The organism is Pararhizobium sp. IMCC3301, from assembly GCF_030758315.1.
Lineage (GTDB): Bacteria > Pseudomonadota > Alphaproteobacteria > Rhizobiales.
Map to the genome: position 1 here is coordinate 1,732,633 of NZ_CP132336.1, position 16,525 is coordinate 1,749,157.

The following is a 16,525-nucleotide window of genomic DNA, read 5'->3' on the forward strand; positions in this document are numbered from 1 at the left end:
TCCAGTCATGTTATCGCAAGCCCTCAACATTCTCACTGATCCCGTCATCATGGTTGTTGCTGTTTTTGCGATGGCGTTCGGAATTCTCATGGGCGCCCTTCCCGGACTGACTGCACCGATGGCAATGGCGCTGCTTTTGGGGTTTGTCTATACTTTGCCCACCGACATGTCGGTTATTGCCATGATCATGATCTTCCTTGGCGGGGTCTATGGTGGCTCGATGTCCGCGATCCTGTTGAACATCCCCGGCGCACCTGCCTCCGCGGCCACCGCTCTTGATGGATATCCGCTCGCCCAGCAAGGCAAGGCAGGACGCGCTATTGGCCTTGTCACTGTGTCCTCGGCCTTTGGCTCATTCATGGGCGCGGTATTCATGGCCCTGCTGACGCCCTGGCTGGTAAAATTCTCGCTGCAATTTGCATCCTGGGAACTGCTGTTCCTCGTCCTGTTCGGCATTGTTGTAGCCGGCACGCTGTCTTCTGATGATCCGGTAAAAGGATGGATCTCGGGCTTGCTTGGCCTTCTGATCGCCATGGTCGGATTCGACGACCTGCACACCATTCCACGATTTACTTTTGGCTCATCCTATCTGGCAGGAGGCATCGGGCTGATTGCCGCAATCGTCGGATTATTCGGGATTAGCCAGGTTGTCATTTCCATGGGACCGCGCAAATCCAACCAGGTTCTTGTAACCAAAGAATTGCGCAGTGTTTTACCTTCACTCAGTGACTTGCGCGGCAAGCTGCGTTTGTCCCTGCAATCGAGTATTATTGGCACGATCATCGGCATCCTGCCCGGGGTCGGTGCGGACATGGGGGCATGGGCATCCTATTCCGCTGCCCGCCGCACTTCGAAAACACCTGAAATGTTCGGCAAAGGGTCGATGGAAGGCGTGCTCGCAGCCGAAACCGGAAACAATGCCGTCGTTCCCGGATCAATTATCCCGGTGATTGCACTTGGCCTTCCCGGCAGCGCGGGTGCTGCGATCTTCATGGCAGCCCTGTTCCTGCACGGATTAAAACCGGGGCCGACATTCCTTCTCGATAATCGTGAGCTGTTTGAATACATTGTATCCGGTCTCCTGATCGGTTCGGTCCTGTTATGCGTGGTCGGGCTGGCACTGGCGCGCGCCATGATCAATATCCTGCGCGTACCACGAGAAAACATCATGGCTGTGGTCATCGCCCTGGCGGCCATCGGCGCCTATGCTTCAAAGTTACAATTCAACGATCTCTGGATGATGGTCGGATTCGGTGTGCTTGGCCTTGTAATGCGGGCACTCAATTTCTCACTTGCACCCCTGGTTCTGGGCGTGGTCCTGGGACGGGCACTGGATGAATATTTGCGAAATGCTCTGGTCATCAGCGGCGGAGATTTAACGGCAATCTTTGACCGCCCGATTGCAACGATATTGCTGATTTTTCTTGTTGCCTTCATTGTTTTGGGAAATGCCAGATTACGAAAATTGCTGATGACTCCGCTGCGCCGCACCTTTCGCAAGAACGCTTAGCATCACCGCGATTCTGAAGAATATCGACATCCTCCACTTCCGGCATCAGTTGGATGTGGCCTGTCCGACCCGGAGACATAGATAACAGATTGCACCTAAGCTCGACTTTGTACGTTTTTGTGGTCAGGTCCAGAGCCAGAAGATGCCCTCGTTCGCTATGAACTCGAGCGCCTCGTCGAGGGGTATGACGACGCCGCCGATGTCATCGACATCCTCCCATTTGCGCCGGTGTGACCAGTATCCGAGCCGGACTTCGTTGCCGTTGCCGGTCGGCTTCAGCCGGGCAATCGGCGCCTCCGTCTCCAGCAGGTAGAGATGGTAGGCACCCTTGTCTTTGTAAAAACCGACGCCACCACCATTGGCGTCGTCGAAGGCTTCGATGCGAACGGCGATTTCGTCATGCTGCATGTGCCGATCATACATAGGAACACCTCAGGGCACGTGATTCACTTTGCCGCAGGTTTGCCTGCTTGCATGGTCAGCGACAAGGGATTCGAAACATGGGATGAAACATCATGCCCCCTTCTTGCCGCCGTCTCCGGGCGATCCCGTTCCCCAGATCCTGCGCGATTGGCTGCAGGCGCTGCGCCCGTGCTTCACGGCGCCCAGTTGGGAGCACATGCTCGTCCTGGTCATGGGGGCCGTGCTGGCCCCGGGCAAGCGCACCGTCAGCGCCTGCCTGCGGATGACCGGGCGCGCCGAGGCGAAAAACTTTTCGAGCTACCATCAGCTCCTTAACCGCGCCCGCTGGGAGTCTCGCGATATGTCTCGGCGCCTGCTGGCCATGATCATCGACCGCCTCGTGCCGGAGGGTCCCGTGGTCATCGGGATGGACGATACAATCGAGCGCCGATGGGGGCGCAAAATCACTGCGCGCGGCATCTATCGCGATCCTGTCCGCTCCAGCCATGGCCACTTCGTCAAAGCCAGCGGGCTGCGCTGGTTGAGCTTCATGGTGCTGACGCCGGTCCCTTGGGCAGGTGTTGTGAAGGCCCTCCCGGTGCTCACCCTGTTGGCCCCCTCGGAGCGCTCCGACCACCAGCGCGGACGCAGGCACAAGCTGCTGACCGACTGGGCCCGCCAAGGGGCGCTCCAGCTCTGTCGCTGGATGCCAGAGCGCGACATCGTCTTCGTGGGCGATAGCGGCTTCGCTGTCCATGAACTGGCGTACGCCATCGGCGGCCGAGCAACCCTCATCAGCCGACTGCGGCTCGACGCCAATCTCTACGCGGCCCCTCCAAAACGTGACGGCCACACCCTCGGACGCCCGGCGCAGAAGGGGCCACCCTTGCCCAAGCTGAAAACGCTGCTTTCAAACCCGACCACGCCCTGGAAAAGGATCACCGCGTCCTCCTGGTATGGGCGCAAGCACCATAAGGCACTCGAAATTACCTCGAGCACCGCATTGTGGTACCGACCTGGTACGCCGCCCAAGCCAATTCGCTGGGTCCTCGTCAGGGATCCTGACGGCCGGCGCGCTCCGCAAGCTTTCTTCAGCACCGATACAACGCTCGATCCTGCCGACATCATCGCCCTGTTCGTCCGCCGCTGGCAGGTCGAGGTCACCTTCGCCGAAACCCGCGCCCATCTTGGCGTCGAAACCCAACGGCAATGGTCCGACAAAGCTATCGCCCGCACCACGCCGGCGCTGCTTGGTCTCTACAGCCTTATCTCTTTGTGGGCGTGCGATCTGTTGTCCAAGTCGAGCATTCCTTATGCCGCAGCCTGGTATCGTAAGACCCATCTCACCTTCACCGATGCCATCGGCGCCGTAAGGCTCGCCTTATGGGTCGGAGACATTTATCAACACTCCCCGCCGCACCGGGAAAGACACAAAATCCCTCCCGACCGTCTCGTGCGTATGGCAGAGGCTCTCTGCTTCGCCGCATAATGTACAAAGTCGAGCTAAGACATTGTAAAATGTATCCCGGTGGGGAGTCCCGAACTAGGGACGGTTCTCCAGGTTTTGGATTGCAGTCAGGTGGAACCGCTGCAATCGGGTTAGGCCGGCTTCGTAGCCATCATGCGAAAGCTTCTCGAAACCGCAAACGCACCGGTCAAGGCTGACCGTTTATGGGGCGCAAAAAGCCCTTGCCCATGATGGACACTCCGGCGACGTCTTAAAGTAGCGCAAGGGGCCGCATTTGGTCATACGAAGAGACCACGAAACCGCTCTGCCCCCTTTCAAGCCGATTTTAATCAGACAGAGCCGTGAAATCAGCAACTCCGCAATCAGTTCTAGGGAGCACGCCTTCCCTGCAGGCGATCAGAGACCGGCACAAAACACGCTGTTACTGTTCAGGAAAAACAACTATGTTACTGCCGAAAAGTGACGCTCCCCCCCCCCCGGCCACAGCCCACCTCAATCCGAGTTCTCCAGACTGCGCTCTTGCTTCGAAGAAACCCAGTTCCGCACGACCATGAAGTAGAAAAAGACAGCAATGAGACCGAGAAAGAACAGGCTATCCGGACTGGTGAAGAAAATGGACGGACTTCCGTCAGTAATGGCCAGACTGCGCCTCATATAGACCTCGAGGTCCGGCCCGAGAATGAAGCCCAGCAGGAAGGAGACCATGGGATATCCGCCGCGCTGCATGAAAAAGGCACCGATCCCGACAACAAGCGCCGCCCCCATCTGAAACACCGAAAAGGTCGAGACATATGCACCGACCATCGCCACAACAGCGATGCCCGAGAACAGCACCGCCTTATTGATCGAAACCAGTCGCATGTACCACGGCCCCAGAAACAGCAGCGTGATCGGGATCAACAGCGCAGAGACCAGCAGCGCCGCCATCATGGGTGTCACGATGGCGAATTGCTCAGTCATCAGTTGAGGCCCTGGCTGCAGACCGTTGATGATCAGCACCCCAAGTATCACCGCTGAGGTCGTATCGCCCGGGATGCCGAAGGTGAGCATCGGGACCAGCGAACCGCCGCACATCGCGTTGTTCGCGCTTTCTGCGGCGGCGATGCCTTCGATCGAGCCGTTGTTGTATTCCTCAGGCCGCGAAGAACTGCGCTTCGCCTCGGCGTAGGAGATGAACGCAGCGCTGCTGCCGCCCGCACCCGGGAGCACACCGACAAAGTAGCCGATCGTCGCGAACTTGAGGTAGCGGTAGGTGCCGATCAAGCGATAGTCCATCCAGCGTGGAACGAAGTTGCGCCAGCTCCATCTGACCTTTTCAGGCAGGCTGTTCGTGCCGCTTCGCCTTTCCGCCGCGCTGGCCGTGACCTGCGCGAACAACTCGCTGATCGCAAATGCGCCGATAATCACAGCCATCAGATCGATCCCTTCGACCAAGGCAGGAAACCCGAAGATCTGACGCGCTTTGGAACTTGCCACGTCAATCCCGATGGTCGCCACCATGAGCCCAAGCAACGTAGCCACGATTCCTTTGGCGATTGACTGATCGTTCGAGATGATGATCACGAAAAAGGCGAACAGGATCAGAGAGAACTTTCCCGGTGTTTGCACGTAAAGCGCGGCCTGTGCCATCACGGGCGCCAAAGCCATCAGCAATACTGCGCCGATCACGCCGCCCAGCATCGAGGCCAGCGCGGCGCTGCGCAGCGCGCGCGCGCCATCGCCACGTCGCATCAGGATATTGCCCTCATAGGCGGTCATGACGGCGCAGGGCGCACCCGGGATGTTCACTGTTATGGCGGTGATGCTGCCGCCATATTGTCCGCCCATGAAGATCGCGGCGACCATCACCAGAGACGAGGTCACATCCATCGAATAGGTGATCGGCAGGACCAGCGCGACCGCGAGCGTACCGGTCAGGCCGGGAATCGCGGCGAAAATCGTCCCGATCAAGAACCCGGCCACGAGGTAGCCGAACACCGCAGGTTCCGCGATCGTCTGGAACCCTCCGACAACTTGCAGAAACTGCTCCATCAAATTAACAATCCCATTCTTGGAAGTTGGATGCCGAAAAGCACGGCAAAGAACAGATAGACGATCAGGCAGATAGCCGATGCGACACCGAGGTTCAGTACAATGCCGACAACGCCCTTGGACCAGCCGAACCGGAATGCCGCCAGAAGCCCCAGCGAAAACAGGAATGTCGATACCAGAAAGCCGAGGTGCCGGAACATCAGGACGTAGAGGAAGGAAATCGCGATCACGACGATCGTGACGACATATGTGCCCTGGTCCGGTGGCGCGGCGAGGGTGTCGGGGTCCGACAGTCCGTCCGGGACCTGGGGCTGCGATGGTCTGTCATCGGTGACCCGGCGGCGGCACAATTGTCCGATGACCACCGCCAGAAGGGCAAGATACATTGCAATACTCAGGAGAATTGGCATGAAGCCTGCGCTTGGCAACCCGTAGCGAAAGATCGCCCCGTTCCGCAGCGCATCGGAAAGGTAGATCGTCGTGGCGACGAAAAGGACCAGTGGCAGGATCAATTCTCCGAATCGGAAACGCCGAGGATTTGCAGGCATTGCTACTCTCCTTTGAGCCGGGTTCCAGCGGGTCGGGCGGCCGCGTCCTGGCCGCCCGGTTCTCCCTTCCCGAAGGTCAGGATGGTTTGCAGGCTTTCCGGCCAGGCGCTATTCGAGAATGCCTTGATCGGTAAGCTCCTTGAGGGTTTTGAAAATCTCGGCCTGGAAATCCATGGCAAAACCGGTGACTTCGTCACTGCCCATCCACGTTGCCGTCACCCCAACTTTCCGGGCCCAGTCCTGAAACTCTTCGCTGTTCCAGGCCGTTTTGATCGCCGCTTCTAAAACCTGCTTGGCATCATCGGGCGTACCGGCAGGCACAGCGAACAACAGGAAACTGCCGGTCTGAAGGCTTAACCCGACTTCCTCGCTGATGGGCACATCCGGAAAACCGGGGTTTTCGGAGGCGCTGAATTCAACCAGGCCGCGTGCGTCACCGGAGGTCAGCAGCGGCGCGAAATCGCCAAGACTGGTGACGGCCGCATCGACCTCTCCCGACAGAACGCCTTCTTTCTGTCCCGGGCTGCCATCTGGATAGGCCACGATCCGGAACCGCGTGTCGGTTATTTCCTGAAGCTGGAGAAGCGTCAGGTGGGTCATCGATCCCAACCCCATGATGCCGACATTGATCTCGCCCTCAGCCTCTTTCGCAGCGGAAATCAGGTCATCGAAGGACGCGTATTCGGTATCGCCGCCCACAATCAGCGCGTTGGGCTCGGTCGTGACGAGGGCGATCATGTCCAGCTTGTCGAGGCTATAGCCCGGCAGGATCCCTTCCCACGGCACAGTTACGACGCTGTCATAGGTCAGCGCTCCTACAGTGTAGCCATCGGCAGGCGAATTCATCAGGCGATTGATGCCGATAGCCGTGACGCCACCATCCAGATTTTCGACAAAAATCGACTGCGGCAGTTCGCCTTCCGCAATGCTCATGATCTTGCGAACGATTCCATCAGCGCCGCCGCCCGCACCCCATGGCACGATCGCTTGGATCGGACGGTCCGGATATTCGGCCAACGCAGTGGTTGCGCTCGTCAGGGCAAGCACACTCGCTACGAGCGCTGTGCTCACGGTCGGTAACAGCAAGCTTCTTTGTAACTTCATCGATTTTCCTCCCATTGGTCCAGTGACAGTCTGGCTGCCAGGACAGAGCGCGCGCGATTTCATCCTTGAAGTGCCTCACGACGGTTGTGAATTCGTTTTTCGCCAACCATGCACTGAGAAAATCGGACGGACGGAACCGTTTTTGCCCTCCATTGATCATTGTTGTACCAAAATCGGTCCTACCGATCCGGTATCATCAGATTAAGTAATTTTGTCTTTCAGTCAAGTTTTTCGTGAAACCTGCGCTCAGGGCAGAATTTACTTGTGGCTTGACATGAATTTATTGGTCGTCCAAATTGGTCATACCGAAAATAATCATGTCCCTGCGCATTCGAGCGATGTGATCGCGCTGCGCAGGGGCACCGGTTCAACATTGAGGAGACAGGGAATTGGCAAAGACCGAAGGGCGGTATTTTGGCCGCAAGCGCAAGTTCTGGACTTGGGGTTACGAAGGCGATGAGGTTCCGCAGGCGGAAATCGATTCGATGTGTGAACGAGTAGCCAAACGTCTGGGCGTTGACGGGTTCGACCTACTTTCCGACCCAACTTTGGATGAAATCGAGCTGCGAGAACCGCGGATTACGCCCCCTGCCACGCTCGCACATTTCTGTACGACCGACAAATGGGACCGTGTCGTCCATACCTACGGCAAGGGTTTCAAGGACATGGTGCAGATCTATCGTCGGCGGTTCGACAACCCGCCCGATGTGATCGCCTATCCGCGCGACGAGGACGAAATCCGCGCCGTGCTCGATTGGTGCGGCGAGCATGGCTATGCCGCGATTCCCTTTGGTGGCGGATCGAGCGTTACCGGCGGCTTCTTTGCACCCGCCGAGGAATGCGAAGGGGCTGTCATCATCGACCTGGGCAACCTCAACCAGGTGCTCGAAGTCGATGACGTCTCGCGCTGCGCGCGCATTCAGGCGGGAATCCTGGGGCCAGCGCTGGAAAGCACGCTCAAGCCAAAGGATTTCACGCTCCGGCACATTCCGCAGTCCTGGGAATTCTCGTCTCTTGGTGGTTGGATCGCCACGCGCTCTTCGGGACACTACGCGACAATGCTCACCCATATCGACGAATCGGTGCAAAGCCTTCGGGTCGTCACGCCGACAGGGACGCTGGAAAACCGGCGCCTTCCTGGCTCGGGCGCGGGCCCTGATCCTGACCGGGCCTTTATCGGCTCGGAAGGCACATACGGCATCATTTCCGAGGCCTGGATGCGATTGCAGGGCCGGGTCAAGTTCCGTGCTAATGCCTCGATCGCTTTCAAGGATTTTTATCGCGGTGCGGACGCCGTTCGCCAAATCACCCAATCCGCCCTGTTTCCCGCGAACTGTCGTTATCTGGACGAAAAGGACGCCTTCTTTTACGGCGCGGGCGACGGCAGCGAATCGATGCTTCTGCTCGGTTTCGAATCCTCCGACCATCCGATGGATGCCTGGCTGGAACGTGGTATCGATATCTGCCGCGATCATGGTGGAACTGTCAGGCAAAAGGCGGGCACAGGAACCGACGCTCTTGAAACCAGCCGTTCGGGACAGCAAGGCAGCTGGCGCAAGCAGTTCCGCTATCTGCCATATCTGATGCACATACGCGCAGCGATGGGCATCGTCAGCTTTACCTTCGAAACCGCCTACACCTGGGACAAGTTCAAGCAGATCGACGGCGAATTGATGCGCCGGATCGCCGACGCGCAGAAACGCATCACCGGTGGCGGTATCGTGTGCCGCCGGTTCTCGTTCCTCTATCCGGATGGTCCGGCGCCATATTACTCGATCATGGCTCCCTCTACACATGACCGTTGTCTTGAGGATTATCAGGCGCTTTCGGATGTGGCCTCTGACGCGTTGATGGAACTGGGCGCCACGATCACACATCATCATGCCGTCGGGCGGACCTTCAAGCCTTGGTATAAGAAGGAGATCGACCCGGTCTATGCGCGGATGCTGGCCGCCACAAAAAAGGAACTCGATCCATCGTGGATCATGAATCCCGGCCTCCTGATCGACCGGCCCAAGGGCCTGAAACTGACCGCCTGATGGAGGAAACAGCTATGATCGACCTTTATTTCTGGCCTACTCCGAACGGATACAAGGCATCGATCATGCTTGAAGAAACCGGCCTCGCCTACCGGGTCAAGCCGATTGACATCACCGCGGGCGACCAGTTCGCCCGCGAGTTCCTCACGATCAGTCCAAACAACAAGATTCCAGCCATCGTCGATCCCGACGGGCCGGATGGCAAACCAGTCAGCGTGTTCGAATCGGGCGCGGTCCTGCTGTATCTGGCGGAAAAGACCGGATGCCTGATTTCCACCGCCCCCCGCGCGCGAATCCAGACTATGGAATGGCTCATGTTCCAGATGGGTGGGTTTGGTCCGATGCTTGGCCAGGCGCATCATTTCAGGGTTTACGCTCCGGAAAACATTGATTACGCTGTCAAGCGTTATACGGACGAAGCCAGCCGGCTCTATCGCGTCCTTGAAGCCCGGCTTGAAGGCTCCGCATACTTGGCCGGCGACTATTCCATTGCTGACATCGCGACGTTTACTTGGGTACGGCCGCGCAAGATGCAGGGTCAGGATCTGGCGGATTACCCGAATATCCAGCGCTGGTACGACGCGATTAAAGCCCGCCCTGCGGTGCAGGCCGGGCTATCGGTAATGGCCGACCGCAAAAAGTGGGAAGCAAAACCCGGCAGCGACGCCTGGACCTCGATGTTCGGCAACTCCGCAAGTCAGGGCCACGGCGACAGAAACGAATAGCGACAGTACTACTCCACAGCGTCGCTTCCGCTCGTCAACAACTTTTCCCAAGTCGCCACGGTTTGCGAAAGATGGGCGTCGATGGCCTCGCTCGCGCGATCAGCGTCACGCTCCCGGATGGCGCTGAAAATCCGCGAATGCTCTTCAAACGACCGAAGACACCGCGACTGATCCGCAAAGAAGAGTTTGCGGCGCAACTGCGACATTTCATAAAACGCGTTGACCAGCCGGACGAGAACGTGATTGCCGGTGGATGCCACGATGAGCTGATGGAATTCACGGTCCTCTAGCTCGATGGACTCGGACTTATCCAGCCGGGCCCGCGTAGCGGACAAATTCCGCTCTAGCTTGGCAAGATCAGCGTCGGTATGGCGCGCACAGGCGAGCGTCACTGCCTGGACCTCCAGAACCCGGCGCGTCTCCAGCGCATCGGCGACTTCCTTTGGTTGCAGCGGCACGCCGGTATCGGCATGCAGAACTAAGGCCTCGAAGCTGCTTTCACTGTTCAGGTCACGAAGATAGATCCCCGAACTGGGCCGCCGTTCGACCACGCGCATCGCTTCGAGAGCGGTGATTGCCTCACGGACATATTGCCGGGTGGTACCCAGCTTCTGGGCGAAATCGCGTTCCGAAAGCAGCCGCTCGCCGCTTTCGTATTTCCGCTCGCGAATGAAATTCAGGACTTGGCCGATAGTTTTCTGGGTTTTCAAATGCAGCCTTTCAAGGAACGCACCGCACGACGCGAATGCTGGCTCCAATTGCCCGAGTTTACAATACCTTACTCCGGTATCGGCGGATTTCCAAGCTATCAGGTCAAACCACACTCACGAGTCGGCGCCCTGTTCTTCGACTACATCCTGTGCGATTGCCAGGATGTAGTCGCGGTGTTCGTCCAGCATTGGCGGGCCGGCTTCGTATTCGATTGCGGTCCGGGAGAACCGGACCGGGTTTGCCACCAGGCGGACCGTCCCGGCTCCGGTATGTGGCAGCTCCACCAGCATGCCGCGCGCCAGGACCTGCGGGTCGGACATCACGGCATCTAGCCCGTTAATTGGCGCGCATGGTACGCCCGAGGCGCTCAACGTATCGATCCAATAGCTGGTGTCATTCTGGCGCGTGCGCTGACCGACTAGCGCTGACAGCGCGTCACGGTGACACAACCGATTGGAGTTGCTGGTAAATCGCTGGTCTGCCGCGACATCTTCCAGGCCCGCGACACGGCAAAACCCGAGGAACTGACGATCGTTTCCCACGGCCAGAACGAATGCGCCGTCCGAGGTGTCGAACACCCCGTATGGGGCAATGTTGGGGTGTTCGTTGCCCATAGGTTCAGGTGTTTTGCCACTGGCCAGATAGTTCATGTTCTGATTGGCCAGACAGGCCACCATCGTATCGAGTAAGGACATGTCGATATGCTGGCCTTCACCGGTCAGGTGCTTATGATGATAGGCTGCGATCACCGCGCTGGCGGCATAGGTTCCGGTCAACAGATCCGCGATCGGCACACCAACGCGCTGCGCACCGCCGCCCGGACGGTCCTTGCGTTCGCCGGTCAGGCTCATGAGGCCGCCCATGGCCTGGATCGCCATGTCGTATCCGGCACGGTCCCGATAGGGGCCTGTGTGACCGAAACCCGTGATCGAACAATAGATGATTCCCGGATTCGTCTTGCGGACCGTCTCGAAATCTAGGCCGTAACGGCACAGATCGCCGAACTTGTAATTCTCAATCAGCACATCCGCCTTGTTGGCAAGACGGTGCAAGACCCCCAAATCCGCGTCGTTCTTAAGATCAAGGCAGATGGATTTTTTACCGCGGTTCGCCGCAAAGAAATAGGCGGCATCGTGACCGGCATCGTTATCGAACTCGATAAACGGCGGTCCCCATTGCCGAGTATCGTCGCCAACCTCCGGACGTTCGATCTTCCAGACATCCGCGCCATAATCGACAAGGATCTGTCCGAGCCAGGGCCCCGCAAGAATACGCGACATATCAAGAACTTTCAAACCCACCAAAGGCCCGGCCATTGTGTCACTCCTATCCAGTCGCTCAGTGAGAGCCATATTGGTATTACCAGATTGGTAATATCAAATTAAACGGGGCAGTTGCAAGGAGAATGTTCGGATCTGTTGCGTTAGGTTGTCGGTGATGATGCGATGAAGCGGCCTGCCGGCTTTCTTCGCGAGCACTTTCAGCAATCGTCTGGCTGCCCTGTTGTCGCGTCTGCGTTGCAGGATTGCGCCAGGACCAATTCATTCTGATCGACGGCGCGATGAGCGCAATCGCTGGCCAAACTTGGTCACACACCCGCAGGGCGTCTCGTAAGAAACGTCAATTCCACGCTCGCGCAGAAGTTCTTCAACCAAGCAAAGGCTGAGGTTGAAGCGGATCTACAGCCATGCCGCAAGGGTGATAATCTCAATCGGTAAGCGGTGGCGTTTGTAGCTGGGGAACGGTTTGCCATCTCATCCCGACTGGACGCCTCTATCCAGCGCGTAGTGCTATTCGCCAAATCGATTGTGTTTTATCCGTTGAACCAACGCCCCAGACCTAGATGCAATGACTGTTGCATTGACCAATTGTCTCTCGAAGCTTGTAATAAACAATGATCTGTCGATTTGGCTTTTTGCCAATCGTCACACATTCGCAGCGTCATCCAGCAAACATTTCGCGCGGTTGGACCTTTATTTTTTTCCCAAGATGTGATGTCCGGCTCGCAGACACTGGCAGCAGATTGTACACCAGACAGGAGGTGACACCATCGTGCCTGAAGCGTGCGCGATATTGGTCCGGAGCACATCTTCTACCGGGCAACATGAACGTGACCTGCCCGGCCGCCGCATCGGGCATGGCAATTCCGCACCGGGGCGGATTGACAGAGTTCATCGCACCCCTGTCTGCGCCCGTCCTTGTAATGTGAGTGGTCATCATGTCAGCCTCCAAAACCACTTCTGTCCAGACCACCGCCGAGGAACCCCAGAGCGACGCCGCTGCCCGCAGAGCCAGGCCGCTACCATCTCTTCGTCGCACTCAACTGCCCGTGGTGCTTCCGGGTCACGCTGGCAAGGAATATCCTTGGCCTTCAGGATAGCATCACTCTCGACGTCGCCTTCCCCAACAGGACCGACGATGATGATCCTGCCGGGACGGGGCTGTGGGAGTTCAACCCACAGCGCAGCGCAACGCTCACAGCAACCACATTGCCGGAATGCACGGCAGAAACCGCTACCAGCAAGCAGTACAGACTTGTCAGGCAGATATACCAGGCCGAGGCGTCGCAGGAAACCAGTCTGCCTATCCTGTATGACAGGAAAAACAAGCGGATTGTGTCGAATGAAAGCGCCGAAATCATTCGTATGTTAAACAGCCAAGCGGGCCCGCTCGGCTGTTCCCTGTCCGATGCGGATCGACCCGATCTGTTACCCGCAAGGTGCAGTTAATGCGACCTTCCGAGACGAAAACGACACGCTCAACGAACAGATTTACGTCACCATCAACAACGGTGCATACAAGGCCGGGCTTTCCTCCAGCCAAGAAATCTATGCCGCAAACTTTACCAGCTATTTCGCTACGCTTGAGGGTCTGCAACAGCGTCTGGACGCCAACAACCGTCCGTTCCTGACCGGTAATACTTTCACCGAGGCCGACCTGCACCTGTTTCCGACACTCTACCGGCACGACCCGGCGTACTATCTGCGCATGAAGTTGAACGGTGCCAGGGTGTTGCATTATCCGCAGCTTTGGCGTTGGTTTTGCCGGGTCTACGCCCTGCCCGGCGTCGGCTCGAGCCGTTCCCTGCTGAACTGCCATCAGGGTTATTTTGGCCGGTCCGGGAACAATGTGGTGCCGTTGGGGCCGTTGCGCCCGTGGATCTATCCTGACGCATGTCAGCGGCCGGATCTTCCTGACCACAGGCTCGCCACCCACCACGCTCTATCTGGCAATGAATTCGGTGACATATTTCATGAATTTGCGCACCCGCAAATCCTGATAGGATTCGCGCGAGGCCACCAGCCAGAGCCCGCTGACCAGTTTGTCGTGCGAAAAGCACTTCACCAGATCGGCTATCGGATCGGCCTCGACACAGGGCAGCACGCCAACTGCGCTTTCCGTGCGCAGGGATGCCGACATGGTGACAATCGAATCCGCTGTGCTGACAATTTTTTCGGGATCCAGTTGCGGCTCCAGCCACTTCAGCAACCCCACGCTCTGCATCATCGGCTCGGGATAGCTGAGAATACAATGACTATTCATATCTTCGACGCATCCCGGCATGCCGTGTGAGGCAAGATAGGCCTTGCTGCAATACACCGCCCAATGCACGGTCAGCAGCTTTTTCGCAATCAGTGTATCGCCCTTGATGGTGTCAGCAGCACGCACGGCAATGTCGGCCTCGCCATTTTCCAGCGACACGTAATGCTCGGCGGCATTGGTTTCAAAAAAGATGTCGGGGTTGAGTTGCCGGAAGCCCGACACAAGCGGCAGCACCCAGATGTTCATCACCGAATGGGCTGCCGACACCCGGATTTTCCCGTCCGACGCCCTGACCAGATGCTCCGCCCGCAGTGACACATTCCCGGCGGCGGCGGCCATGTGGCCGGCCACATCAATCATGGCGGACCCCTGCGCGGTCAGGGCATAGCCGCGGGTATCGCGTTCAAACAGTGTCACACCCAGCGCTTCCTCCAGCGCCGTGATCCGTCTGCTGACAGTTGTCTGGTTCATGTTCAGTGTCTTTGACGCAGCCAGCGTCGATCCCTCGCCGGCAACGGCTAGAAAAATCCGAATATCGTTCCAGTCATACATGGGGCTCAACCTTGCCCAACTCTGCACCATTGCCGAACTGTTCTGCAAGCGGCCATATTGCCACAACCGTGGCGCAGGCGCATCATTATGAGGCAAGACCCGGGGACCCTAAGCGCAGCATTTGGCTGCGTGGCCATCATATGCCGGTTCCCGGGAGGCTTGGGCAACGAACTTTCACCAGGGAGAGAACTATGAGTCGTTCGTTAAAATTGCTCATCATGGCATCTGTTTGTACCGCGTTTGTTTCACCAGTTTGGGCACAAAGTGACTCGGCCGAAATCGCCGCTGTCGCTGCGGCAACAGAGAAGTACAAGGATGTCAACATGGCGCTGGCGGATGGATTTATCCCCGACCCGTCGGGCATGTGCGTATCCGCCGCCGAGGAAGGCCTTCCGGCGGAATTGGGTGCCATGGGCATCCACTATCTGAATATGGCCAAACTGAAGATTACCGGCGGCGATCCGCGTATCGACGGCATGAGTACCCATACCGATTTCATGAAACCCGCTGTCCTGCTGTATGAACCGCAGGCAGACGGATCAATGGAACTGGTCGGTGTCGAAAACCTGGTGTTTCAGAAGGCCTGGGCAGACGCCGGCAACACGCAGCCGCCTTCATTTGGCGGCTCGGCATGGGATGCAATGGCTGACGACCCGGCCACAAAAGGCGATGAAGCCCACGGCTTTGCCCCACATTACGACCGCCATGTCTGGACCGTCCGCAGCAATTCCGCTGGAGTTCTGGCGCCGTTCAATCCGGATGTGACATGCGCCAATCATAAAATGGGCAACTAACCATCCAAATGGCGCCAGATCAGTAATGGCACCAACGGGAGCCGGGTTCTGCCCGGCTTCCGACCGTGTGCAGCGACCCGCTCCTGCAAACCTGCTGAACCGTTCTGCATCCAGGGCCATTCCCGCAAGTGCTGGTCCGGAGCAATATGGCGATGTAATCCAGCTCAACAAGGAGAACGAAGATGACCGCCCTGCCCACAAAGCTCCGCGAGATGCACAATCATCATATCGACAGCACGGTGTGGAACGACATCAAATTCCGTGACGACGATATTGTCATAGCAACCTATGCCAAATCCGGCACAACCTGGATGCAGCAGATTATCAGCCAGTTGCTGTTTGAGGGGCGCACTGATCTGCCCGTCGCCGAAATGTCGCCCTGGGTTGATTTGCGCATTCCGCCAAAGGAAATCAAACTTCCAGAAATTGAAAAGCAGCAGCATCGCCGCTTTCTGAAAACCCATCTGCCGGTCGATGCGCTGGTTTTTTCCGACACTGCCAAATACATCTATATCGGAAGGGATGGCCGCGATGTGATGTGGTCATTGTACAACCATCATGCCACAGCCAATGAAATGTGGTACGACGCGCTGAATAATACGCCTGGTCGCGTCGGCCCGGAAATCGGCAAACCACCAGCCACTGCTGCGGAATATTTCGAACACTGGCTCGACAATGATGGTGCGCCGTTCTGGCCCTATTGGGAGAATATCCGCAGCTGGTGGGAGATCCGCGACCTGGCCAATGTGAAGCTGGTCCATTTTGCCGATCTGAAGCGCGATCTGCCGGAAGGGATCAAAGCAATTGCCGAGTTCCTGGATATCGAGATCGCTCCGGAAACCATGGATGACATCCTGCAGCATTGCTCGTTTGAATACATGAAAGCAAATGCCACAGCATCCGTGCCGCTGGGGGGTGCGTTCTGGGAAGGTGGCGCCAGAACTTTTATTCACAAGGGCCGCAATGGCCGCTGGGTCGACGAGCTAAGCCCGCAGGTGAGCGACCGGTATAGCGCCCGCGCCGAGCAGGAACTGGGTCAGGACTGCGCCCGATGGCTGGCTGAAGGCACCTTGCGCTGAGCCTGGTCGCAGGCCAGGC

Annotated in this window: 14 protein-coding genes and 1 pseudogene; 8 read left to right on the top strand and 7 right to left on the bottom strand. The window is 57.7% G+C overall.

Translation table 11 applies throughout. From position 1 onward, the window contains the following. Positions 1–7 precede the first annotated feature (7 nt). A complete protein-coding gene (locus RAL88_RS08380; protein ID WP_306268675.1) occupies positions 8–1,510 on the top strand; it encodes a tripartite tricarboxylate transporter permease in 1,503 nt (500 codons plus the stop codon). Between the two features lie 123 nt (positions 1,511–1,633). Here RAL88_RS08380 and RAL88_RS08385 read toward each other — a convergent pair whose 3' ends face one another. Then, positions 1,634–1,933, bottom strand: coding sequence for a hypothetical protein (locus RAL88_RS08385; RefSeq protein ID WP_306265320.1), 300 nt, complete (start codon positions 1,931–1,933; stop codon positions 1,634–1,636). Positions 1,934–2,015: 82 nt separating this feature from the next. On the opposite strand from RAL88_RS08385, the gene RAL88_RS08390 reads away from it, so the two are divergent. Next, positions 2,016–3,401 (top strand): transposase, encoded by a 1,386-nt coding sequence (locus RAL88_RS08390; protein WP_306265319.1) that lies wholly within the window; start codon positions 2,016–2,018, stop codon positions 3,399–3,401. 471 nt (positions 3,402–3,872) lie between these two features. On the opposite strand, the gene RAL88_RS08395 is transcribed toward RAL88_RS08390, so the two are convergent. The 3 genes from RAL88_RS08395 to RAL88_RS08405 form a co-directional block, all read right to left on the bottom strand. Then, positions 3,873–5,411, bottom strand: a complete 1,539-nt coding sequence (locus RAL88_RS08395; protein WP_306269620.1) for a tripartite tricarboxylate transporter permease — start codon at positions 5,409–5,411, stop codon at positions 3,873–3,875. Next, positions 5,411–5,959 carry a tripartite tricarboxylate transporter TctB family protein gene (locus RAL88_RS08400; protein ID WP_306268677.1) on the bottom strand — a complete coding sequence of 183 codons (549 nt, stop codon included), beginning with the start codon at positions 5,957–5,959 and terminating at the stop codon, positions 5,411–5,413. Before RAL88_RS08400 ends, RAL88_RS08395 begins: the two co-directional genes overlap by 1 nt. Positions 5,960–6,067: 108 nt before the next feature. Further along, positions 6,068–7,063 (bottom strand): tripartite tricarboxylate transporter substrate binding protein, encoded by a 996-nt coding sequence (locus RAL88_RS08405; RefSeq protein ID WP_306268679.1) that lies wholly within the window; start codon positions 7,061–7,063, stop codon positions 6,068–6,070. A gap of 389 nt (positions 7,064–7,452) precedes the next feature. On the opposite strand from RAL88_RS08405, the gene RAL88_RS08410 reads away from it, so the two are divergent. Both RAL88_RS08410 and RAL88_RS08415 read left to right on the top strand, forming a co-directional pair. Next, entirely contained in the window at positions 7,453–9,102 is a 1,650-nt protein-coding gene (locus RAL88_RS08410) for an FAD-binding oxidoreductase (protein WP_306268681.1), read from the top strand. A gap of 14 nt (positions 9,103–9,116) precedes the next feature. Next, positions 9,117–9,827: a glutathione binding-like protein gene (locus RAL88_RS08415; RefSeq protein WP_306268683.1), complete on the top strand. Its 711-nt coding sequence runs from the start codon at positions 9,117–9,119 to the stop codon at positions 9,825–9,827. An 8-nt stretch (positions 9,828–9,835) separates the two neighbouring features. Here RAL88_RS08415 and RAL88_RS08420 read toward each other — a convergent pair whose 3' ends face one another. After that, on the bottom strand, positions 9,836–10,537 hold the full coding sequence (locus RAL88_RS08420) for a FadR/GntR family transcriptional regulator (RefSeq protein ID WP_306268684.1): 702 nt from the start codon (positions 10,535–10,537) through the stop codon (positions 9,836–9,838). A gap of 114 nt (positions 10,538–10,651) precedes the next feature. After that, on the bottom strand, positions 10,652–11,854 hold the full coding sequence (locus tag RAL88_RS08425) for a CaiB/BaiF CoA-transferase family protein (protein ID WP_306268686.1): 1,203 nt from the start codon (positions 11,852–11,854) through the stop codon (positions 10,652–10,654). 1,065 nt (positions 11,855–12,919) lie between these two features. Here RAL88_RS08425 and RAL88_RS21700 point away from each other — a divergent pair. Both RAL88_RS21700 and RAL88_RS21705 read left to right on the top strand, forming a co-directional pair. Continuing rightward, positions 12,920–13,267: a hypothetical protein gene (locus tag RAL88_RS21700; protein ID WP_371932170.1), complete on the top strand. Its 348-nt coding sequence runs from the start codon at positions 12,920–12,922 to the stop codon at positions 13,265–13,267. Beyond that, positions 13,227–13,547, top strand: a pseudogene (locus RAL88_RS21705) (glutathione S-transferase C-terminal domain-containing protein); the annotation flags it as partial. The gene RAL88_RS21700 and the pseudogene RAL88_RS21705, both read left to right, overlap by 41 nt. 213 nt (positions 13,548–13,760) lie before the next feature. Here the strand turns inward: RAL88_RS21705 and RAL88_RS08430 are convergent. Continuing rightward, on the bottom strand, positions 13,761–14,633 hold the full coding sequence (locus RAL88_RS08430; protein ID WP_306268688.1) for a LysR family transcriptional regulator: 873 nt from the start codon (positions 14,631–14,633) through the stop codon (positions 13,761–13,763). A gap of 191 nt (positions 14,634–14,824) precedes the next feature. On the opposite strand from RAL88_RS08430, the gene RAL88_RS08435 reads away from it, so the two are divergent. Both RAL88_RS08435 and RAL88_RS08440 read left to right on the top strand, forming a co-directional pair. Next, positions 14,825–15,427 carry a hypothetical protein gene (locus tag RAL88_RS08435; protein ID WP_306268690.1) on the top strand — a complete coding sequence of 201 codons (603 nt, stop codon included), beginning with the start codon at positions 14,825–14,827 and terminating at the stop codon, positions 15,425–15,427. Positions 15,428–15,609: 182 nt separating this feature from the next. Beyond that, positions 15,610–16,506: a sulfotransferase domain-containing protein gene (locus RAL88_RS08440; protein WP_306268692.1), complete on the top strand. Its 897-nt coding sequence runs from the start codon at positions 15,610–15,612 to the stop codon at positions 16,504–16,506. Positions 16,507–16,525: the final 19 nt, after the last annotated feature.